Source organism: Halorubrum sp. CBA1125, from assembly GCF_009742825.1.
Lineage (GTDB): Archaea > Halobacteriota > Halobacteria > Halobacteriales > Haloferacaceae > Halorubrum.
This window is the reverse complement of the sequence record NZ_WPCE01000052.1, coordinates 1-16,157: the sequence shown is the minus strand read 5'-3', so window position 1 is coordinate 16,157 and position 16,157 is coordinate 1. Positions and strand designations below refer to the sequence as shown.

Sequence of the window (16,157 nt, the reverse complement as noted above, 5' to 3'; positions counted from 1 at the left end):
AGAGAGCCAGGGTCCCGCCGGCGGCGACGCCGACGGCCGCCGGGAGCGCGGCTGCCGGCGCCAGCGCCGCGACGGGCACGAAGGCGGCGACGAACAGGAGCCCGACGCGACCGACGGGCGGTCGGCGGCGAGGGCGGCGGCACCGGCCGACGCGGAGAGAGCGAGCGGCGTCGCGATCGCCGCCAGCCACCGCAGCGGTGTCGGCACGGAGACCGGCTCGAACGGGGCGTTGGTCGCGATCGTGAGCGCGGTTCGCCCGGCGACCGCGAGGGCGGCGACCGCGGCGGTTCCGCCGACGAGCGAGACGCGTTCGCCGAACAGCCGATCGGCCAGGCGGTCCGCGAACCGATCGCCGCGGGCGGTCGGTTCGCTACCCATCGGCCGTCACCTCGTCGTCGTGGCGGGTCGGTTCCTGGATCTCCCGGCTGGCGAGTTCCGCGACGTCGGCCGTCGAAAACCGATCGAGGAAGGCGGCCGCGCGGCCGAAGACGCCGGTTCCCGGTTCCGTGTCGAGCGCCTCGGCCACCCCGGCGGCGGCGACCCGCAGGTGGCGGTCGTGGAAGTCGATCCGCGCCGCGGCGACTCCGGGGTCGACCGCGGCTTCCCGCCGACAGAGGTAGCTCATGAACTCCAGTTCCAGCCGGAGGTGATCGTGGTTGCGCCGCACGTCCCGATCGACCTGGCACCCGAAGAACTCGTAGGCGCGAGCCAGATCGAGGTTCACCTCGTTCCAGGACACCTCCGTGCGGTAATCGGACTCGTACAGCGACACCGGCGGCCCGTAGTTGTCCATCGTGCCGTCGGTCGCGTCGACGACCTCGGAGTAGCCGACGACGAACAGGTCGTTGAACCTGGCCGAAACGGTCTCGTGGTCCTCGCGGACGGTGAGATCCGGCGGTGTCACCGACAGCGTCGTCTCGTCGAGCAGGCGCCGACACGTCGCCGTCAGCGTCCCGTCTGCGAGCGCACGGTACAGTTCCGCGTCCGGATCGCGGAAGATCCGGGCGCACAGCGCGTACAGCGCGCCGCGCGCGCTCGGCTCGGGATCGACTCCGTCGGGCAGGTCGGCCGGTCGGGGAGCGAGGACGTCCGGCGCGTTCTCGGCGGTCACGACCCGTCACCCCCCGTGTGCCGGATCCCCTGAATCGTCACCAGCGTCGTGATCACGATGGCGACGCCCGCGACCGCCCACAGCACCCGCTCGTACGCGGGCGGGGCGGGGCCGATGGCGACGCGGTGCCACTGGCTCGCGGATTTCTGCCCCGCGACTTCCATGTTCGAACCGTTCCAGACGGCGAAGGCGACGCTCGTCTCCTCGTCGGCCGCGCTCGGAACCGTCGTCCGGTTCGGCTCGTCGGGTGCGAGCTGGCGCGTGAACAGGACCTGCCACCGGCCGTCGGCGTACGTGTGCTCGGTGGCGACGGTCGTCTGCTGGAACTGGGTTGTCGTCCCGGGTCCACCGGCGAACAGCTCCTCCGTCTCGCCGCTGCCCGACCAGTACCAGACGTTCACCGGGCTCTCGCGGCTTCCCATCGCGATCGGGGGTTGCTGATCGCCGTCGGTCGGAAGCTGGACGGCGGCGCCGTCGGCGAACTCCCGGACGCTCGCTTCCGAGGTGTCCCGCGTCGGGTCGGCCCACGAGATCCGGAGGTACAGCCGGCTGTCGGTACGAACGGCCTGGGCGCGCATCTGCTCGATAGTGACGTCGTCTGCGGACGGCACGTCCGCACCGGCGCTGCTGAGGGGGACGGTGACCGACTGGACCTCCTCCCACCCGTTCCCGGTCACGCTGTCGAGGTCGTCGGCGGTCGCCGTGTACTCGACCGGAATGCCGCGTTCCGATTGGGCCCCGACGCCCGGCGGCAACACCGCGGTCGCACCGATGACGACGGCCGCCAGGACCGCGACCAGCAGGAGTTCGTTACGCTTCATCGAACACCTCGAGCCGGTACTGGTCGCTGGTGTCTGTCGTGGTCAGCATCTCCATCACCTCGCTGTCCTCGCCGCGGTTCACCTTCTCGCGCTCGCGCTCTATCGTCTCCAGGGCGTCGTTGACCGCCGGACCGAACAGCTCCTCGAGGTACTCCCGCGGGATGCGGTCCTCGTCGGTCGTCTCCCCGTCGGCGGCGTGTTGCGGCGGCGCGAACGGCGGGATGTAGTAGACGTTCGGCTCGGTCCGGTACTCGGGGTGGAGCCTGACGGCGACCTCGTACTCGTTGACCAGCTTGTGGATCGGCCCCTCCTCGTCGTCGAGGTAGCCGACGAGCCGGAGCTGTGGCGGGCAGTCCTCGGCGCAGGCCGGCGCGCGGACCTCACCGTCGGGCCCCTCGCCCTCGATGCGCGGGTAACAGAAGATGCACTTCTCCGAGGTCTTCTTCATCGCGTTGTAGTACACCTTCTTGTACGGGCACCCCTCGACGCAGTAGCGGTACCCGCGACACCGGTCCTGGTCGACGAGGACGATCCCGTCCTCCTCCCGCTTGTACAGCGCGCTCCGCGGACAGGCCTCCACGCAGGAGGGGTGCGTACAGTGATTGCAGATGCGCGGGAGGTAGAAGTAGTAGGAGTTGGGGTATTCGCCGGCGCCCTCGTCTTCGTCCCAGTTGGGGCTCCAGTCGGCGGCGTTGTCCATCGGCCGGAGCGGCTCGTCGCTGCCCTCGTACATGATCTGCTCGTGGTTGAAGTCCCACGGCGCGCCGTAGTCCTCCTGCGCGGGGAGATCCCCGGGCGTGCGCTCGTCGCCCTCCTCGTCCCAGCCGCCGCCAAGCTCCTCCCAGTCTCTCGGGTAGCCGGCGCCGGGCTTGGTCTCCACGTTGTTCCAGTACATGTACTCCCGACCGCCGCCGTCGGTCCAGTTGGTCTTGCAGGCGATGGTGCAGGTCTGACAGCCGATACACTTGTTCAGGTCCATCACCATCGCCACCTGGTGGTCGACGTCGTCGGCGATGTCGATCGTCTCGCCGCCGTCGGAGGTACTCATTCCCCTTCACCCCCGACCCGCTCCACCTCGACGCGGACGTCGCTGTTGACGCCCGTCGGCCCCCAGTAGTTGGGCCGGAAGTAGAGGTGTTCGCCGGTGTCCTCGGGGTACTGGACGAGCTGTGTCGGCTTCATGTACAGGGGAACGAGCGAGTTGAAGTTCCCCCGGTCGGGGAACTGGAACCGCTCCCACGCGAAGTACATCCGGGCGGTCCCCGGCTCGCCGCTGGGGTATCGCTTGGCCTGCACCTCGACGCTGCCGAGGTCGTTGTAGATGCGGACCGTGTCGCCGTCCTCGATGCCCCGTTCCTCCATATCGTCGGGGTTGAGATGAACGACCGGTTCGCCCCGCTGGAGCCGGAGCATCTTCTCGCTGTCGCGCCACGTCGAGTGGATCGACCACCGACCGTGCGGCGTGTTGTAGTTCAGCGGGTACTCCGCTTTGTCCTGTAGGGTCGGCGGCTCCTTGTGCGTCGGGAGTTCCTCGCCGAGTTCGAGGAACCAGTCGTGGTCGACGTAGTACTGCTGGCGCCCGGTGAACGTGGGCCAGGGGTTCTTCTCCTGGACGTACCGCTTCCAGGGCGTGTACGGCTCGCCCTCCTCCAGGTCAGACGTCCAGTGGTCGCCCACCGCGCGCATCCGCTGGGGCTGCTCGACGGTGTCCTCGAAGGTGATCTGCTCGTCGCTCTCGGGCGGGTTCGTCTCCGCGGAGTGCTCGAGGATGTACTCGCAGGCCTCCCGGTCGTCCGCGAGCCGGCCCTCCTCGCCGGACTCCCAGTCGCGGACGAAGTCCTCGTGGATCGATTCGAGGTCGATCTCGCGGTCGAACTCGCGGTCCTGGACGGGCTCCACGTCGTCGCGCTCCCGCGCCAGCTCCTGGATCTTCGCGGCGAGTTCGCGGAAGATCTGCCAGTCGGTCTTCGACTCTCCGAGCGGCTCGACCGCGGGGGTGAACGGGTGCACGTAGCTGTGCATGTCCGTCATCGAGAGGTCGTGTTTCTCGTAGTGGCTGGCCGACGGAAGGACGATGTCCGCGTACAGCGCCGAGGAGTCCATCCGGAAGTTGACGTCGACCACGAGGTCGAGCTTCGGCCAGAGCTGCTCCTCGACGGCGACGTTACCCTTGGCCTGGTTGAAGTAGTTCCCCCGCCAGATGAACATGATCCGCGGGTCCGGCCGAGATCCGTCCTCGCGTTCGGCCGGGTAGACGGGCATCCAGTCCTCGTCGATGGCCTCCCGAACGCGCCGCGTCGTCTCGGCGTCCGCGTTGTCCAGCACGTCGCAGTGGTAGTAGGTCCACAGCGTGGTCGGCACGCTGCGGCTCGGCACGGGGGCGTTGAGACTGCTCCACCCCTCGTAGGTCCAGATCTTCTCCTGGCCGACGTAGTGGTCGAGCCCCGTTCCCTGCCGGCCGATGTGACCGGTCAGCGTCACGAGCAGCTGGATCGCGCGGTTCCCGAGGTCGTTGTGGTACCAGTCGTTGACGCCCTTGCCGTGGATGATCTTCCCGCGGTCGGCCTCGGCGAACTCCCGGGCGATCTCCTGGTGAGTCTCTCGTCCGACGCCGGTCTCCTCGTTGACGAACTCCGGCGTGTAGGTCGCGAGCTCCTCGCGGAGCCGGTTCCACACCGACCGGACGGCGACCGACCCGTCGGTCGTCGAGACCGTCCGGTCGACCGCCAGCTGCGGGTCGAAGTCGAGTTCGATGCTCGCCGTCTCGTCGTGCTGGCCGTCGCGGGCGCCGAGCGACCCCGGAGCGGCGCGGAGACCGCCGTCGGCGTCCGCCATCACGAACACGTGGTCCGGCCGGTCGGCGTTGACGTTGACGCCGGGGACCTCGCTCGCCCGCAGGAACTTCCCGGTGTCCTCGCGGACGAGCAGCGGCATGTCGGTCTGTTCTTTCAGGTGGGCCTCGTCGTAGCGTCCCTCGTCGACGATGGTCCGGGCCATCCCCAGCGCCAGCGCCGTGTCGCTGCCGGGGTCGGGCCCGATCCACTCGTCGCAGTGGATCGCCGTCTGCGAGTAGTCGGTGAAGACGCGACGCGCTTCGTGCCGTTGTACCCGGCCTCCAGAAAGTACTTCGCGTCCGGGATCCGCGTGACATTGATGTTGGAGCCCCACGCGATGATGTAGTCGGCGTGGTACCAGTCGGCGCTCTCGGCGTTGTCGGTCTGGGTCCCCCACGTGATGGGCTGTCCCGGCGGGAGGTCGGAGTACCAGTCGTAAAAGGAGTGGCCGACCCCGCCGAGCAGGCTGGTCAGCCGGCTGCCGCTGCAGTACGACACCGGCGACATCGCGGGGATCGGCGTGAACGCGCTGATCGCGTCGTACTCCTCGTCCTGCACCGCGTCGATGACCGCCTCGGCGATCTCGGTGAGCGCCTCGTCCCACGAGATGCGCTGCCACTTCCCTTCGCCGCGCTCGCCGGTGCGCCGCAGCGGGTGCAACACGCGCTGGTCGGCGTTGACGTAATCGGAGTAACAGGCCCCCTTCTGACAGCCCCGCGGGTTCGGGTCAGGCGCGTCGTCGTCGAACTGCGGGTAGTCGCCGGCCTGGTCTTCCCGCCAGACCTGCCCGTTGCGGACGTACACTTCCCACGAACAGCTGCCGGTGCAGTTCACGCTGTGCGTGCTGCGGGCCGTGCTGTCCCAGTCCCACCGCTCGCGGTAGAGGTCCTCCCACTCGCGGTAGTCGTACGAACCGATCGGGTCGTCGACGACCTGCAGGCCGTCCATCTGGAGGAAGCTCCCGCCGGCCGCCACGCCGACGCCCTTGAGGAAACTACGGCGGGTCGTCTGCACCGATTCGGCTCCGTCGTCTCGGTCGTGTGTCGTGTGTTCGTCGTGCATGAGTTCGGTTACGCGTGCGTTATCACTACCGTACAGAGCCCGATCGCGACGCCGGCACCCGCCAACAGCAGCCCGGTCGTCGTGCCGCCGCCGACGTCGAGGCCGGCGGCGATGAGGCCGGCACCGAGGAGCTTGGTCGTCCGATCGAGCCAGCGGTACTGTCTGGCGGTCAGCCGGGAGGCAGCGGCGTCGCTCATTTCTCTTCCCCCGGCGACGATTCGCCTTCGTCGGTCGTCGGACGCTCCGCCGGCGCGTCGCCGCCGAACCCCCCCAACGCCGCGTAGCTCGCCAGCCCGATCAGTATCGGGCCGGCCACGATGGACCCGATCAGGTACGGTCGGAGCTGGTCGGTACCCATGCCGACGACGTCGGCGACGATCACGTCCATCCCCGCCATCGACGCGAGCATGACGAACGTGACGGCGGCCATCCCGACGGCCGTCTGCCAGGGGCGCTCGGTCGGGTCGGCGGTGAAGTGGACCGGCTCGGGCGCCGAGTCGACGAACGGCCACAGCGCGACGCCGAGAAACACCAGCCCGGGCAGGACCAGTCCGCCGATGAGCTCCGCGCTGAAGTGGAGACCGAACAGGTCGAAGCTGAGCCACGACGGCACGAGCTTCAAGAATCCGTACCCCCACATCAGGAACCAGTCCGGCATGATGAGCTCCGGCGTCGACGCCGGGTCGTTCGGCCCGTACTCGGCGATGTTGTGGACCGGGAGAAAGCCCGAGAGGAGCGACAGGGTGGCCAGGGTGAGGAAGAACACCACGGCGCTGACGGCCGCCTGGTTCGGCACGGCCGGCAACCCGACGACGACGCTACCGTCGTCGGCGTCGACCGTCTCTCGTCCCTCGACGGGGCCCTCGCGGGGGGGCTTCGGTGTGCTTCTGTCTGATCAGGATCGCCATGTGGGCGCCGATCAACACCGCGATGAGCGCGGGCAACACGAAGACGTGGAAGAAGAACAGCCGCGGTATCGTCGAACTCGACGGGAAGGAGCCGCCGAAGGCGACGCTGGCGAGCCACTCGCCCATCAGCGGAATCGAGAGCGTCACGTTGTACCCGATCCCGATGGCGGTGCTGGCGAACTCGTCGAACGGCAGCGCGTACCCCGTGTAGGCCGCCCCCATCGAGAGCCCGGCGAGCGCGGTGCCGATCAGCCAGTTCGGCTCACGGGGGTTGCGGTAGGCGCCGGTGAAGAAGATCCGCAGCATATGCAGCCCGATCGAGGCCACGAACAGGTGCGCGGCCCAGTGGTGCATCCGGCGGATCAGCATCCCGAAGGGCACGTCGTAGGTGATCTGGAGCACGCTGACGAACGACGCCGGCATCTCCTCGCCTTGGTACTTCATGACGCTGCCCTGGTACTGGACGGCGGTCGTGCTCGGCTCGTAGAAGAAGCCGAGGAACGTCCCGGACGCGACGAGCAACCCGAAACAGAACAGCGCGACTTCGCCCAACAGGAAGGAGTCCTCGGCGGGGAACGCTTTGCCCAAAAACGACTCGGCGGCGTCGAGGTCGAACCGGGTGTCGAGCCAGTCGTAGACGTCGTCGCGGCGGCTCATCAGCCACCCCCGGGGCCGACGGCCCCCTCGAAGTCGCCGGTCGCGATCAGGTGTCCCTCGCTCGCCAGGGTGATCGGGAGCTGCGGCAGGGCTCGCGCCGGCGGTCCGCCGACGACGGTCGCCCCCGAGAGCGGATCGAACTTCCCGGAGTGACACGGACAGATGAGCGTCTCACCCTCCCGGTTGGCGACCATGCACCCGGCGTGGGTACACACCTTCGAGAAGGCGGCGTACCCCGACACGGTGAACTCCATGTTCGTCTCGCCGCCGTAGGCGTCCTCCGCGAACCGGACCAAAAGCGTGGGTGCCCGCTCGATTCCGGGCCGGCTCTCGGGGAACACCGTGAGCTGTTCGCCCTCGTCGAGGCGGTCCTCGGCGATCCTGTCGCCGTCGCCGTCGACGAGCGCGATCCCATCCTCGTACACCGGTCCGGTGTACTCACGCTCGAAGGCCCGGCTCAGCCCGGCCAACGGCGCGACGAGACTGCCGACGGCGGCCAGACCGCCGATCGTCGCCAGTCCCTTGGCGTAATCCCGCCGGTGAAGCTCCGCGCGGGCGTCCCGCCAGAACCGCTGATAGATGCTCGGCCGCTCACCCGCACCGTTCGGCCCTGATCCCGAGCAGTTCGATCCCGCTCCCGACGACGAACACCCGCAGCGATCGGTCGATTCGCCGTCGGGGTACCGCCGGGTGAGAGGATCGCAGGGGTCGTCGTCGGTCATTAGTGATCCCTCCGTTCGGCGACCTCGACGTGTGGCATGAACCACGCGTAGTACGACACCGTCAGTCCGGTGAGCGACATGAACATCCCGAACGCGTAGACGCCGAAGTACTGCGTTCGGGCCAGCGTGAGGTACTCGCCGGTGAACAGCGCGGCGAACACGATCGTCAGGGCGGTCAGCCCGCCCATGGCGATGAACCCCCACAGCGAGTCGCTCGGCGGGTCGTACCCGACGATCCACCGATCGTCCGTCTCCAGCCAGGAGAGGTCGACCTCGCCGCCGTCGGCGGCGGGCCGGGCGTCGCCGTCGGGCCTGGCCAACTCGTTCATGAAGCGGTGGAAGGCGGTCAACACGCCCAACAGCCCGAGCAGCGCGACCCAGACGATGACGCCGACCTGGCTCGGGGAGAGCTTCGTCGGCGTGTCGACGAAACCGTCGAGCGGTCGGATGTCGCTGACGCTCTGATCGAGCGCTACGTCCTCGGACGGTGGCTCGCCCTGCATGGCGACGAACCACATCGGGAGCAACACCACTGCCACGAGCAGGACGAGTACGAGTCGTTGTCTCGTCATTCTGTTGTCCACGACTGTGTCATTCGGAAACCCCTCCGCGGTCGGAAACACCCGAGATACGGTGTCGGAGAGCGCCTGCGAGTGCCGTACGAACGAGCCACGTCGGTGCCATGATGTGTTCCCGCCGCTTTATTGAACTATTAATCATGGGGTTAAAAGAATACCCGTAAGTATACTAAATGTGAAAATATCCAGAGAGCGGTGACGGGTTCGTCGATCTCTGGGATGCGCTCCTCGACGACGACCGCGATCGCCCGGTTATCGTCGCAGTCGACCGCTACCTGTCAGTAGAAGGGAGAAAGTGTATCTGCGGGTAGTGGGCCGGCACGAGACAGCATTTGGATGGGTCCCGCGTACAAATTATAGCATCTCTCGAGGGTGTCATAAAACACTTCTCACGCCGTTTTATCTCACAGAAGAACTGGAGAATCAGCTGGTAGAGTTGGTGTGCGTATCGAGCGCCGAGAATTCTGCCAACTCAAAGAGAGGTTCAGCTACCTGTACGATGATGCAACGCGCGTATGGGGCACCAGTTACGGGGTCCGCCGGGAGTTCTCCGGTCGTTTGAGACGGCCCCACGATCGTACGCTACCAGGAGCGATACGGATGAGAGGACGCTGGTCAAGATTGTGATCGGCGTACTGCTCGTACTTTCGCTTGAGGGCTGTAACTCCAGGGGAGTGTGATGCATCGCCTGGAGTACAGTGGGCAGCTGTCCCTCGTATCTGCACCCATCCGAGTTGGGACCAATCGTCCGAATAGTGATCGACAATTAATGTGGCTCGCGGGTTCTCACTGATGTCCCGGCTCCTGCGGAGGTCTTCCGGAGAGACGCGTTGTGGTTTTTCGTCGACTGGTGTCACGATTTGGCCGTCTGAGAGTGCAAAGCAGATCGGCACGACATGCGGACGCCCCTCGGAATCGGCTGTGGCCAGACGGCCGATCTGCGCCGTCTCAATATACTCTCGTTCCTGGTCCTGAAACATACCAAGAGTAAAGATCGGCGGAGGAAAGAAGCTACCCTTCGGTGATGGATTGAGCCTCTGTATCTCGCACGACGTTCCTGACAGGTAGCGAGTAAGTCAACGGATTGACCAGTACGTGAGTTCCCTGTACTGAGCGAATCGACGGAGCGAAAAACAGGTATGAGAACTGTTGCAGCACACCCTCTAGGAGCCAACCCCATACGAGAGTGCTTGTTGGTGGTGCGAGTCGGATCATAAAAACGCGATCCCCTGAGACGGTGTGCTCGTTCGGCGGCAGCCGCGGCGAGCGAGACTCTTCGGCCACAAAATTGGGCGCTTCGGGAGATCTGAGAGCTCCCCCGAGAGGAGGCGGTGTTGAACGAGGGAAGTACGGCGGTCGAAGCGAATGTTCCGGGGCTTGACCTCGAGGCGGTTCAGGCCGTTAATCAGATGACTCGGTTCTCTGTTACCGCCGTACTTGGGCACTCCGAATTATTGTTGTCTCAACTACCGTAGTTTGAACTACGATAGTTTGGACTACGCTATCTGCACGTTTTATTCGAGCTTTTGCCAGGGAGGTGCCTCGGCGCCGACCGCGGCAAAAGGTTGGTTCTGAACGCAGTTAATGCTGAAGAGAAAACGGTGAGTAGAGAGCTAGTTCAGGCCGGAAACGGCTGGTCTGAACTATCGCTACCCTCCAAGAGGCTGCGTCTGTGTAACGAGCCTTATACGCCGTTGTTTAGATGACGCGGTTCTGGAGGTAGTCGAGGTGTTTCGCGTTGTAGACGATCTTGACCTCGTCCGTGGCCGGGCTGCCGATGCAGGTCAGCCGGACGTTCTTCTCTTCGACCTCCTCGTCAGAGAGGATCTGCTGCATGTCCATCTCGATTTCGCCCTCCTTCACGATGGACGCGCAGTTCGCGCACGCGCCGGCGCGGCACGAGAAGGGCCAGTCGTAGCCCTGTGCCTCGGCCGATTCGAGGATGTACTCGCCCTGATTCACGTCGAGGATGCCGTAGTCCTCGTCGTCGAGGCCGGCGTCGGCAGCCTTCTCGAAGAGGTCGTCGTCGTCCATCGACCAACCCTGGTCGTCAAGCACTTCGTAGTTGAGGTATTCTACAGTGGGCATCACCTGACGGTTTGAAGGCCTCCTCATTAGGCTTTGCTGTTCCTCGCGTTTCGAGCCGTCACGTCTACCGTGAGGTTGGCGAACGCCCTCGGCCCTCTCTGTCTCACACAACTCGGCGGATGGTAACAGTGAAGACGCGAGACCACCACGATCCGCCGATGGGAGAGTCCGTCGTCGCCGACTTCCTCGGACGCGTCTACGCACCCGACCTCGGCTGCGACGAGCCGGTCCCCGGCCGCGTGCTACTGAGCCAGCGCCGGCTGGTGCTCGCGACCGACGAGACGAAGACGACGATCCCGCTGTCGAGCGTCTTCGACGTGGTCGCGGGGCAGGTCCCCGGCGACCTCAGATCGTTCTTCAGCGACAGCGTCACCGTCGCGTTCGAGCGGGACGGGAGCAGACGCGCCGCGCTCGTGGAGGGCGATACAGCCGAGGTCGACCGGTTCGTCAGGCAGCTGTTCACGGCACTCGTAGCGGACGTGAGGGTCACCGTCAGACACCCGGCGACGGTCGACGGACGGGTCACCGACGCGTCGGACCACACCGCGACCGTCTCGCTCTCGACGGGCGCGATCCGGTTCGAGGACCGTCCCGACCCGTTCTCGGTCGAACTGTCGTCGGTCGTCGACTCCGAGCGGACGCGTCGGACGGTCGCCGGCGCTGAACGGCCAGCGCTCGTCTTCAGGCACGTGCCGGACGCGCGGACCGTCACGTCGGTCGTCACGGTGCCAGACGAACGCGTCCTCACCCTTCTCGGTCGGTACGTCGAACTGGCGTACGAGGACGTGAAGGCCGAGGTCGAGTCGTTCGACCCGACCGAAGAGCAACTGGAGGTGCTCGGGTCGATCTACTCGGCCGGCGGCGAGGCCAGCGTCGCCGACGTCGTCACCGGAGACGTCACCCACACGTCGATGGTCCTCGACACCCTGCGGGAGGCGGACCTCGTCGTCGACGGCGACGAGGGGACCGCGCTCACCCGCAAGGGGCAGCTGGTCGTCACGGCGCACCTGGAATCGCCCGACGCCTGACGGGCGTGCGGACGACTGCGACCCGCGTTCGAGCACGCCGGGGGAAGTTTCATGCTGATGGACGCGTACGTACGATGCATGCCAGGCGATGACTACCGTGGCCGGTCGACCCGGCTCGACGCCGTGGCACGCGATCGGGGGCGCGCCGGCTCAGCCACCCGGGATCCGGATTCGTCCGGCGACGGTCCGCGGGTGTCGCGGGTGCCGGAGTCGCACGCGCACGACACGTTCTCCGTCGAGGGGATCGACACGAAGGCGCGGGAGGCGCTTTTGGAGGCCGTGCTCCGCGACCACGACGGCGTTAGCGCCGCGTCTGCGACGGAGCGGAACGGGACCGTCGGGATCCACCACGACCCGGACCTCGCCCGGGACGACCTCCGGGAGACGCTGGAGGCGTGCGGGCTCGTCGTCGCCCCGGGCGACGAGGCGTTCGAGGCCCGGCGGGCCGCCCAGTTCGCGTCCGCGCGGGTCGCGGTCGCGGTGCTCTTCGGGCTGATGGTCGCGACGCCGTACATCGCGGTCCTGTACCCGACCCGGGTCGAGTGGCTGTTCTACGACCCAGTCACCGTCGCGTACCTGCAGTCGATCCTCGAGTCTCAGGTGGCGACGCACTTCTTCGTCAACCTCGCGGCGCTGTCGGGGATCGCGTTCCTCGTCGCGTGCGGGCCGACGGTCCGCCGCGCGGTCGGCGCGGTGCGCGACGGCGAGCTCACGAACGAGGTCGCGTTCGTCGGCGGCGTCGCCCTGTTGTACTCGTACAGCACCCTCGCCGCGTTCACCGCCTTCGAGGGCGCCGTCCACTACGACCTCGTCGCGTACGCGGTCGTCGCCGTCACGCTCTGGACCCACTTCGGCGTCGAGGATCCGGCCGTCGACCCGGCGACGAGCGGGCCGCCGACCGCGGACGCCGCGGCCGACGACGCCGACGAGGAGCCGGTCGCGATGACCGACGGCGGGCAGTAACCCCCGCTCCGGGGCTTCGGCGTTCCTTCGCCGCTCTGTCTCCCGATAGCAACAGCTCCCCGTCTCCTCGCTCTCGACGCCAGTCGCCGGCACCGCGGCACCCTCGACCGGGCGCCGACGCTCGGTGCGCGCCTCCGGCGTCTGCCGCTTCCCGCGTCGCGTTAGAGTTGACGGATCACTCGGTGTCGCCGTCCGCGTCGCTCTCGTCGCCGGCGTCACCATCCGTCGATTCGTCGCCGTCCGCGTCGGTATCCGCATCTCCCTCGTCACCACCCAGTCCGACCGCGTCGAACGCGTCGGCGACCGCGTCGAGACCGACGGTCCGGTAGCCGTCCGCCTCGGTGATCGTCGCGACCGCGAGGTCGGTCGACTCGAACTCGTCGTCGTGAGCGGCGAGCGCCGCGATCGCGAGTTCGATCCCCTCGTCGAGCCCGAGGTCCTCGCGCCACTCCGACTCGAGGTGGCCCTGGATGTCGGAGCGCCCGCCGCCGATGACGGTCGCTTTCCACTCGTTGGGGGTGCCGGAGGGGTCGGCGGCGAACAGGCGCGGCTCGCCGTCGTCGACGCCGCCAATGAGCAGCGCCGCCCCGTACGGGCGGGTGCCGCCGCGCTGGGTGTTCTCCTGGATGTGGTCGGTGACGAACTTCGTCAGCGTCTCGACGCCGACCGGCTCGCCGTACCGGAGGCGGTTCCCCTGCGACTGTCGGCGGGCGAGGTCGATGAGCTGTCGGGCGTCGGCGACGTGGCCCGCGCTCGCGGTGCCGACGTGGTCGTCGAGCTTGTGGAGCTTCTCGATGCTCTCGGCCTCCATCAGCGTCGAGGAGGGGCGCGACATCGCGACGAAGACGACACCCTCGGCCGTCCGGACGCCGACGCTCGGCGCGCCGCGCTCGACCGCCTCGCGCGCGTACTCGACCTGGTAGATCCGACCGTCGGGCGAGAACAGCGACGTGCCGCGGTCGTACGCCTGCTGGTCGTTACCGCCCATCATCGTCGATCACCCGCTCTCGCGGTGTCGCCTCGACTCATTACCCCCAGTTACGCCGGACGGTTGAAAAACCCTCCTTAACCGGTACTCCGGTGTGGGACCGAACGCGGTATGCGTCTCCCGATCCGTCACAGACACGGCCGTGCTCTCGGACGAGGATGCGTCCGCACCCGGGCTGCGGCGCGTCCTCACCGGTCGACGCGCTCGTAGGTGACGAACGCGAGGTCGTCCTCGTCGTCGCCGTTCCCGACCGTCTTTCGGTCGACCTCACTCCACCGGTCCGCGTCCCACGCCGGGAACCGGGTGTCGCCGTCGGGGCGCTCTGGGACCTCGGTCAGCACCATCCGGTCCGCCCGGTCGAGGAACTGCTCGTAGACGGCCGCGCCGCCGACGACGTAGACCTCGTCGACGCCGCGGTCGGCGGCGTCCGCGGCCGCGCGCTCGATCGCCTTCTCGACGCCGTTCGCGACGATCGCGCCCTCCGACAGGTCGGCGTCGTCGATATCCCGCGTCGTCAACACGACGTTGGTCCGGTCGGGGAGCGGGCCGCCGATGCCCGCCACGATGCTCTCGTAGGTCGTGCGGCCGACGATCACCGGGTGACCGGTCGTCAGGCGTTTGAAGTGCGCGAGGTCGGCCGGGTAGTGCCAGGGCATCCCTCCGTCGGCGCCGATGACGCGGTTCTCCGCGACCGCGGCGACGAGAACGATGGCGGGGCCCGACGCGGAACCCCCCGCAGTCCCGTTCGCCTCGCCGGCGTCGCCCGCCATCACTCCGCGACCGCGAACGAGAGCCCGTTCGCGGAGTCGTAGTCGACGACCTCGACGTCCTCGTACGTCAGTTCGTCGAGCGGCACGTCGGCGATCTCGATCCGCGGCCGCTCTCGCGGCTCCCGCGAGAGCTGTTCGAGCAGTCCGGGGACGTGGTCGTACCCCTCTTCGCCGTCGGCCTCGTCGGGGGCGGTCCGCTCGACCCAGCTCTTCACGTCGAGGTAGTCGGCCTTGCTCTCGACGGCCGCGAGCCGATCCTGGACGTACTTCAGGTTGCTCGCGTACCACTCCCCGCGCTCGCCGCGGCCGCAGTAGACGTGCGCGTCGACGATCGTGTGGCCGAACTCGCCGACCTCGAAGCCGGTGCGCTGGGCGAGCGCGTTCGCGAGCAGCGCGTACGCGGCGACGTTGAACGGGACGCCGAGCGCGACGTCGCCCGACCGCTGCGTGAGGTGGAGGTTCAGCCGGCCGCCCTGCACGTTCACGACGAAGGTGTAGTGACACGGCGGCAGCGTCGAGGTCGCGGCGTTCGCGGGGTGCCACGCGTTCACGACCATCCGCCGGGAGTGCGGGTTCTCCCGGAGGGTATCGAGGACGTACGCGATCTGGTCGAACGTCCGACGCTCCGTCCCGTCGGGGGCTTCCTCGACGGTCACCCACTGGTGGGCGTCGTCGGGCCAGGTCTCGCCCGGGAGCGCGGCCGCGTCGTCCGGCACCGGATACCGACGCCAGAAGCGGCCGTAGGCGGTGTCGAGGTGCCCCTCCTCGTCGGCCCACGCGTCCCAGATCTTCGTCTCCTCGCGGAGGTTCCGGACGTGCTCCTCGCCCGAGAGGTACCAGAGCACCTCGTGGATGAGCGAGTTCCACCGGTACCCGTCCATCTTCTTGGTGGTGAGGAGGGGGAATCCCTCGGCGAGGTCGACCGTGTACTGTCCGCTGAACGAAGCGATCGTGTCGACGCCGGTCCGGTTCGGCTTGTACGTGCCCGTCGAGAGAGTCTCGTCGACGAGGTCGAGGTACTGTTGCATGGTAGTCGGGACGCACCGGAACCACGGGGGCGACGCGGTTCTCCCGGCACGCGGTGTTACACGGGCAAACGAGTCGGGGTGTCTAAGGCGTTCCGTTGGCGGCCGGTCCGATCTGGGCTAGGCCGGGCCGATCTGGTCTCGTCGCCGTCGGCGCGCACCCGCGAGCGGCCTCGGCGGCCGGCCGCGAGGAGCGGAGGGTCGCTGCGTGCACCGACCGAATCCGCTCGTTTTAGGTTCGGCGTGCCGTATTCCGGGCCGTGCTACGCAAGGACCTCCTGCGCGTCTCCCGGGCCGGCGGCGGCTACCGCCCCCAATTTACTACCCGGGAGCACCGTCCCCTGGCGGCGAAGGTGCTCGGGACGTTCGAGTCGCACGTCGGGGAACGTCGCGGCGACCTCGACGACGCGCTCGACGCGCTGGAGGCCCGAAACCCGATCGACTGCGTCGTCAGCGACTACGAGATGCCCGGGGATCAGACGGGGCTCGAGTTTCCCTCTCGCGGGGTTTCGAGAGCGCAAACGACGCCCGTTTCCCGTTTCGTGCTGTTCACCGGGGAAAAGGTAGCGAGGAGATCGCGAGCGAGGCTATCTCGGCCGGCG

At 67.6% G+C, this 16,157-nt stretch carries 15 protein-coding genes and 2 pseudogenes; 3 read left to right on the top strand and 14 right to left on the bottom strand.

The window, feature by feature from the left end; all coding sequences use genetic code 11:
• The 11 genes and pseudogenes from GJ633_RS06955 to fer form a co-directional block, all read right to left on the bottom strand.
• A partial coding sequence (locus GJ633_RS06955; RefSeq protein WP_394351138.1) for a hypothetical protein occupies positions 1 to 378 on the bottom strand: 378 nt, incomplete at its 3' end.
• Complete coding sequence (locus GJ633_RS06950) at positions 371 to 1,111, bottom strand: molecular chaperone TorD family protein (protein WP_321168945.1); 741 nt, start codon at positions 1,109 to 1,111, stop codon at positions 371 to 373. The genes GJ633_RS06950 and GJ633_RS06955, both read right to left, overlap by 8 nt.
• Complete coding sequence (locus tag GJ633_RS06945; RefSeq protein WP_156588225.1) at positions 1,108 to 1,932, bottom strand: ethylbenzene dehydrogenase-related protein; 825 nt, start codon at positions 1,930 to 1,932, stop codon at positions 1,108 to 1,110. Before GJ633_RS06945 ends, GJ633_RS06950 begins: the two co-directional genes overlap by 4 nt.
• Positions 1,922 to 2,980: a 4Fe-4S dicluster domain-containing protein gene (locus GJ633_RS06940; RefSeq protein WP_156588224.1), complete on the bottom strand. Its 1,059-nt coding sequence runs from the start codon at positions 2,978 to 2,980 to the stop codon at positions 1,922 to 1,924. Before GJ633_RS06940 ends, GJ633_RS06945 begins: the two co-directional genes overlap by 11 nt.
• Positions 2,977 to 5,828 (bottom strand): annotated as a pseudogene (locus GJ633_RS06935) (molybdopterin-dependent oxidoreductase). Before GJ633_RS06935 ends, GJ633_RS06940 begins: the two are co-directional and overlap by 4 nt.
• A gap of 8 nt (positions 5,829 to 5,836) precedes the next feature.
• A complete protein-coding gene (locus GJ633_RS06930) occupies positions 5,837 to 6,025 on the bottom strand; it encodes a hypothetical protein (protein ID WP_156588223.1) in 189 nt (62 codons plus the stop codon).
• Positions 6,022 to 7,393: pseudogene (locus GJ633_RS06925) on the bottom strand (cytochrome bc complex cytochrome b subunit). The gene GJ633_RS06930 and the pseudogene GJ633_RS06925 overlap by 4 nt, the downstream one beginning before the upstream one ends.
• On the bottom strand, positions 7,393 to 8,115 hold the full coding sequence (locus GJ633_RS06920) for a ubiquinol-cytochrome c reductase iron-sulfur subunit (RefSeq protein WP_156588222.1): 723 nt from the start codon (positions 8,113 to 8,115) through the stop codon (positions 7,393 to 7,395). Before GJ633_RS06920 ends, GJ633_RS06925 begins: the two are co-directional and overlap by 1 nt.
• The gene (locus GJ633_RS06915; protein ID WP_156588221.1) at positions 8,115 to 8,687 is read right to left on the bottom strand and encodes a hypothetical protein; all 573 of its coding nucleotides are present in this window, start codon (positions 8,685 to 8,687) and stop codon (positions 8,115 to 8,117) included. Before GJ633_RS06915 ends, GJ633_RS06920 begins: the two co-directional genes overlap by 1 nt.
• 533 nt (positions 8,688 to 9,220) lie before the next feature.
• Positions 9,221 to 9,673: a TIGR03668 family PPOX class F420-dependent oxidoreductase gene (locus tag GJ633_RS18485; protein ID WP_156588220.1), complete on the bottom strand. Its 453-nt coding sequence runs from the start codon at positions 9,671 to 9,673 to the stop codon at positions 9,221 to 9,223.
• Between the two features lie 718 nt (positions 9,674 to 10,391).
• Complete coding sequence (gene fer / locus GJ633_RS06905; protein WP_156588219.1) at positions 10,392 to 10,781, bottom strand: ferredoxin Fer; 390 nt, start codon at positions 10,779 to 10,781, stop codon at positions 10,392 to 10,394.
• A gap of 158 nt (positions 10,782 to 10,939) precedes the next feature.
• Between fer and GJ633_RS06900 the strand changes: the two genes are divergently transcribed.
• On the top strand, positions 10,940 to 11,809 hold the full coding sequence (locus GJ633_RS06900) for a CheF family chemotaxis protein (RefSeq protein WP_156588218.1): 870 nt from the start codon (positions 10,940 to 10,942) through the stop codon (positions 11,807 to 11,809).
• 78 nt (positions 11,810 to 11,887) lie between these two features.
• Positions 11,888 to 12,772 (top strand): hypothetical protein, encoded by an 885-nt coding sequence (locus tag GJ633_RS06895; protein ID WP_156588217.1) that lies wholly within the window; start codon positions 11,888 to 11,890, stop codon positions 12,770 to 12,772.
• A 175-nt stretch (positions 12,773 to 12,947) separates the two neighbouring features.
• On the opposite strand, the gene psmA is transcribed toward GJ633_RS06895, so the two are convergent.
• The 3 genes from psmA to thyA form a co-directional block, all read right to left on the bottom strand.
• Complete coding sequence (psmA, locus tag GJ633_RS06890; protein WP_197431274.1) at positions 12,948 to 13,763, bottom strand: archaeal proteasome endopeptidase complex subunit alpha; 816 nt, start codon at positions 13,761 to 13,763, stop codon at positions 12,948 to 12,950.
• A gap of 185 nt (positions 13,764 to 13,948) precedes the next feature.
• Positions 13,949 to 14,530, bottom strand: coding sequence for a dihydrofolate reductase (locus GJ633_RS06885; RefSeq protein WP_156588215.1), 582 nt, complete (start codon positions 14,528 to 14,530; stop codon positions 13,949 to 13,951).
• On the bottom strand, positions 14,530 to 15,558 hold the full coding sequence (gene thyA, locus GJ633_RS06880; RefSeq protein ID WP_156588214.1) for a thymidylate synthase: 1,029 nt from the start codon (positions 15,556 to 15,558) through the stop codon (positions 14,530 to 14,532). The genes GJ633_RS06885 and thyA overlap by 1 nt, the downstream gene beginning before the upstream one ends.
• Before the next feature lie 257 nt (positions 15,559 to 15,815).
• Here thyA and GJ633_RS17705 point away from each other — a divergent pair.
• A partial coding sequence (locus tag GJ633_RS17705) for a DUF790 family protein (protein ID WP_321168944.1) occupies positions 15,816 to 16,157 on the top strand: 342 nt, incomplete at its 3' end.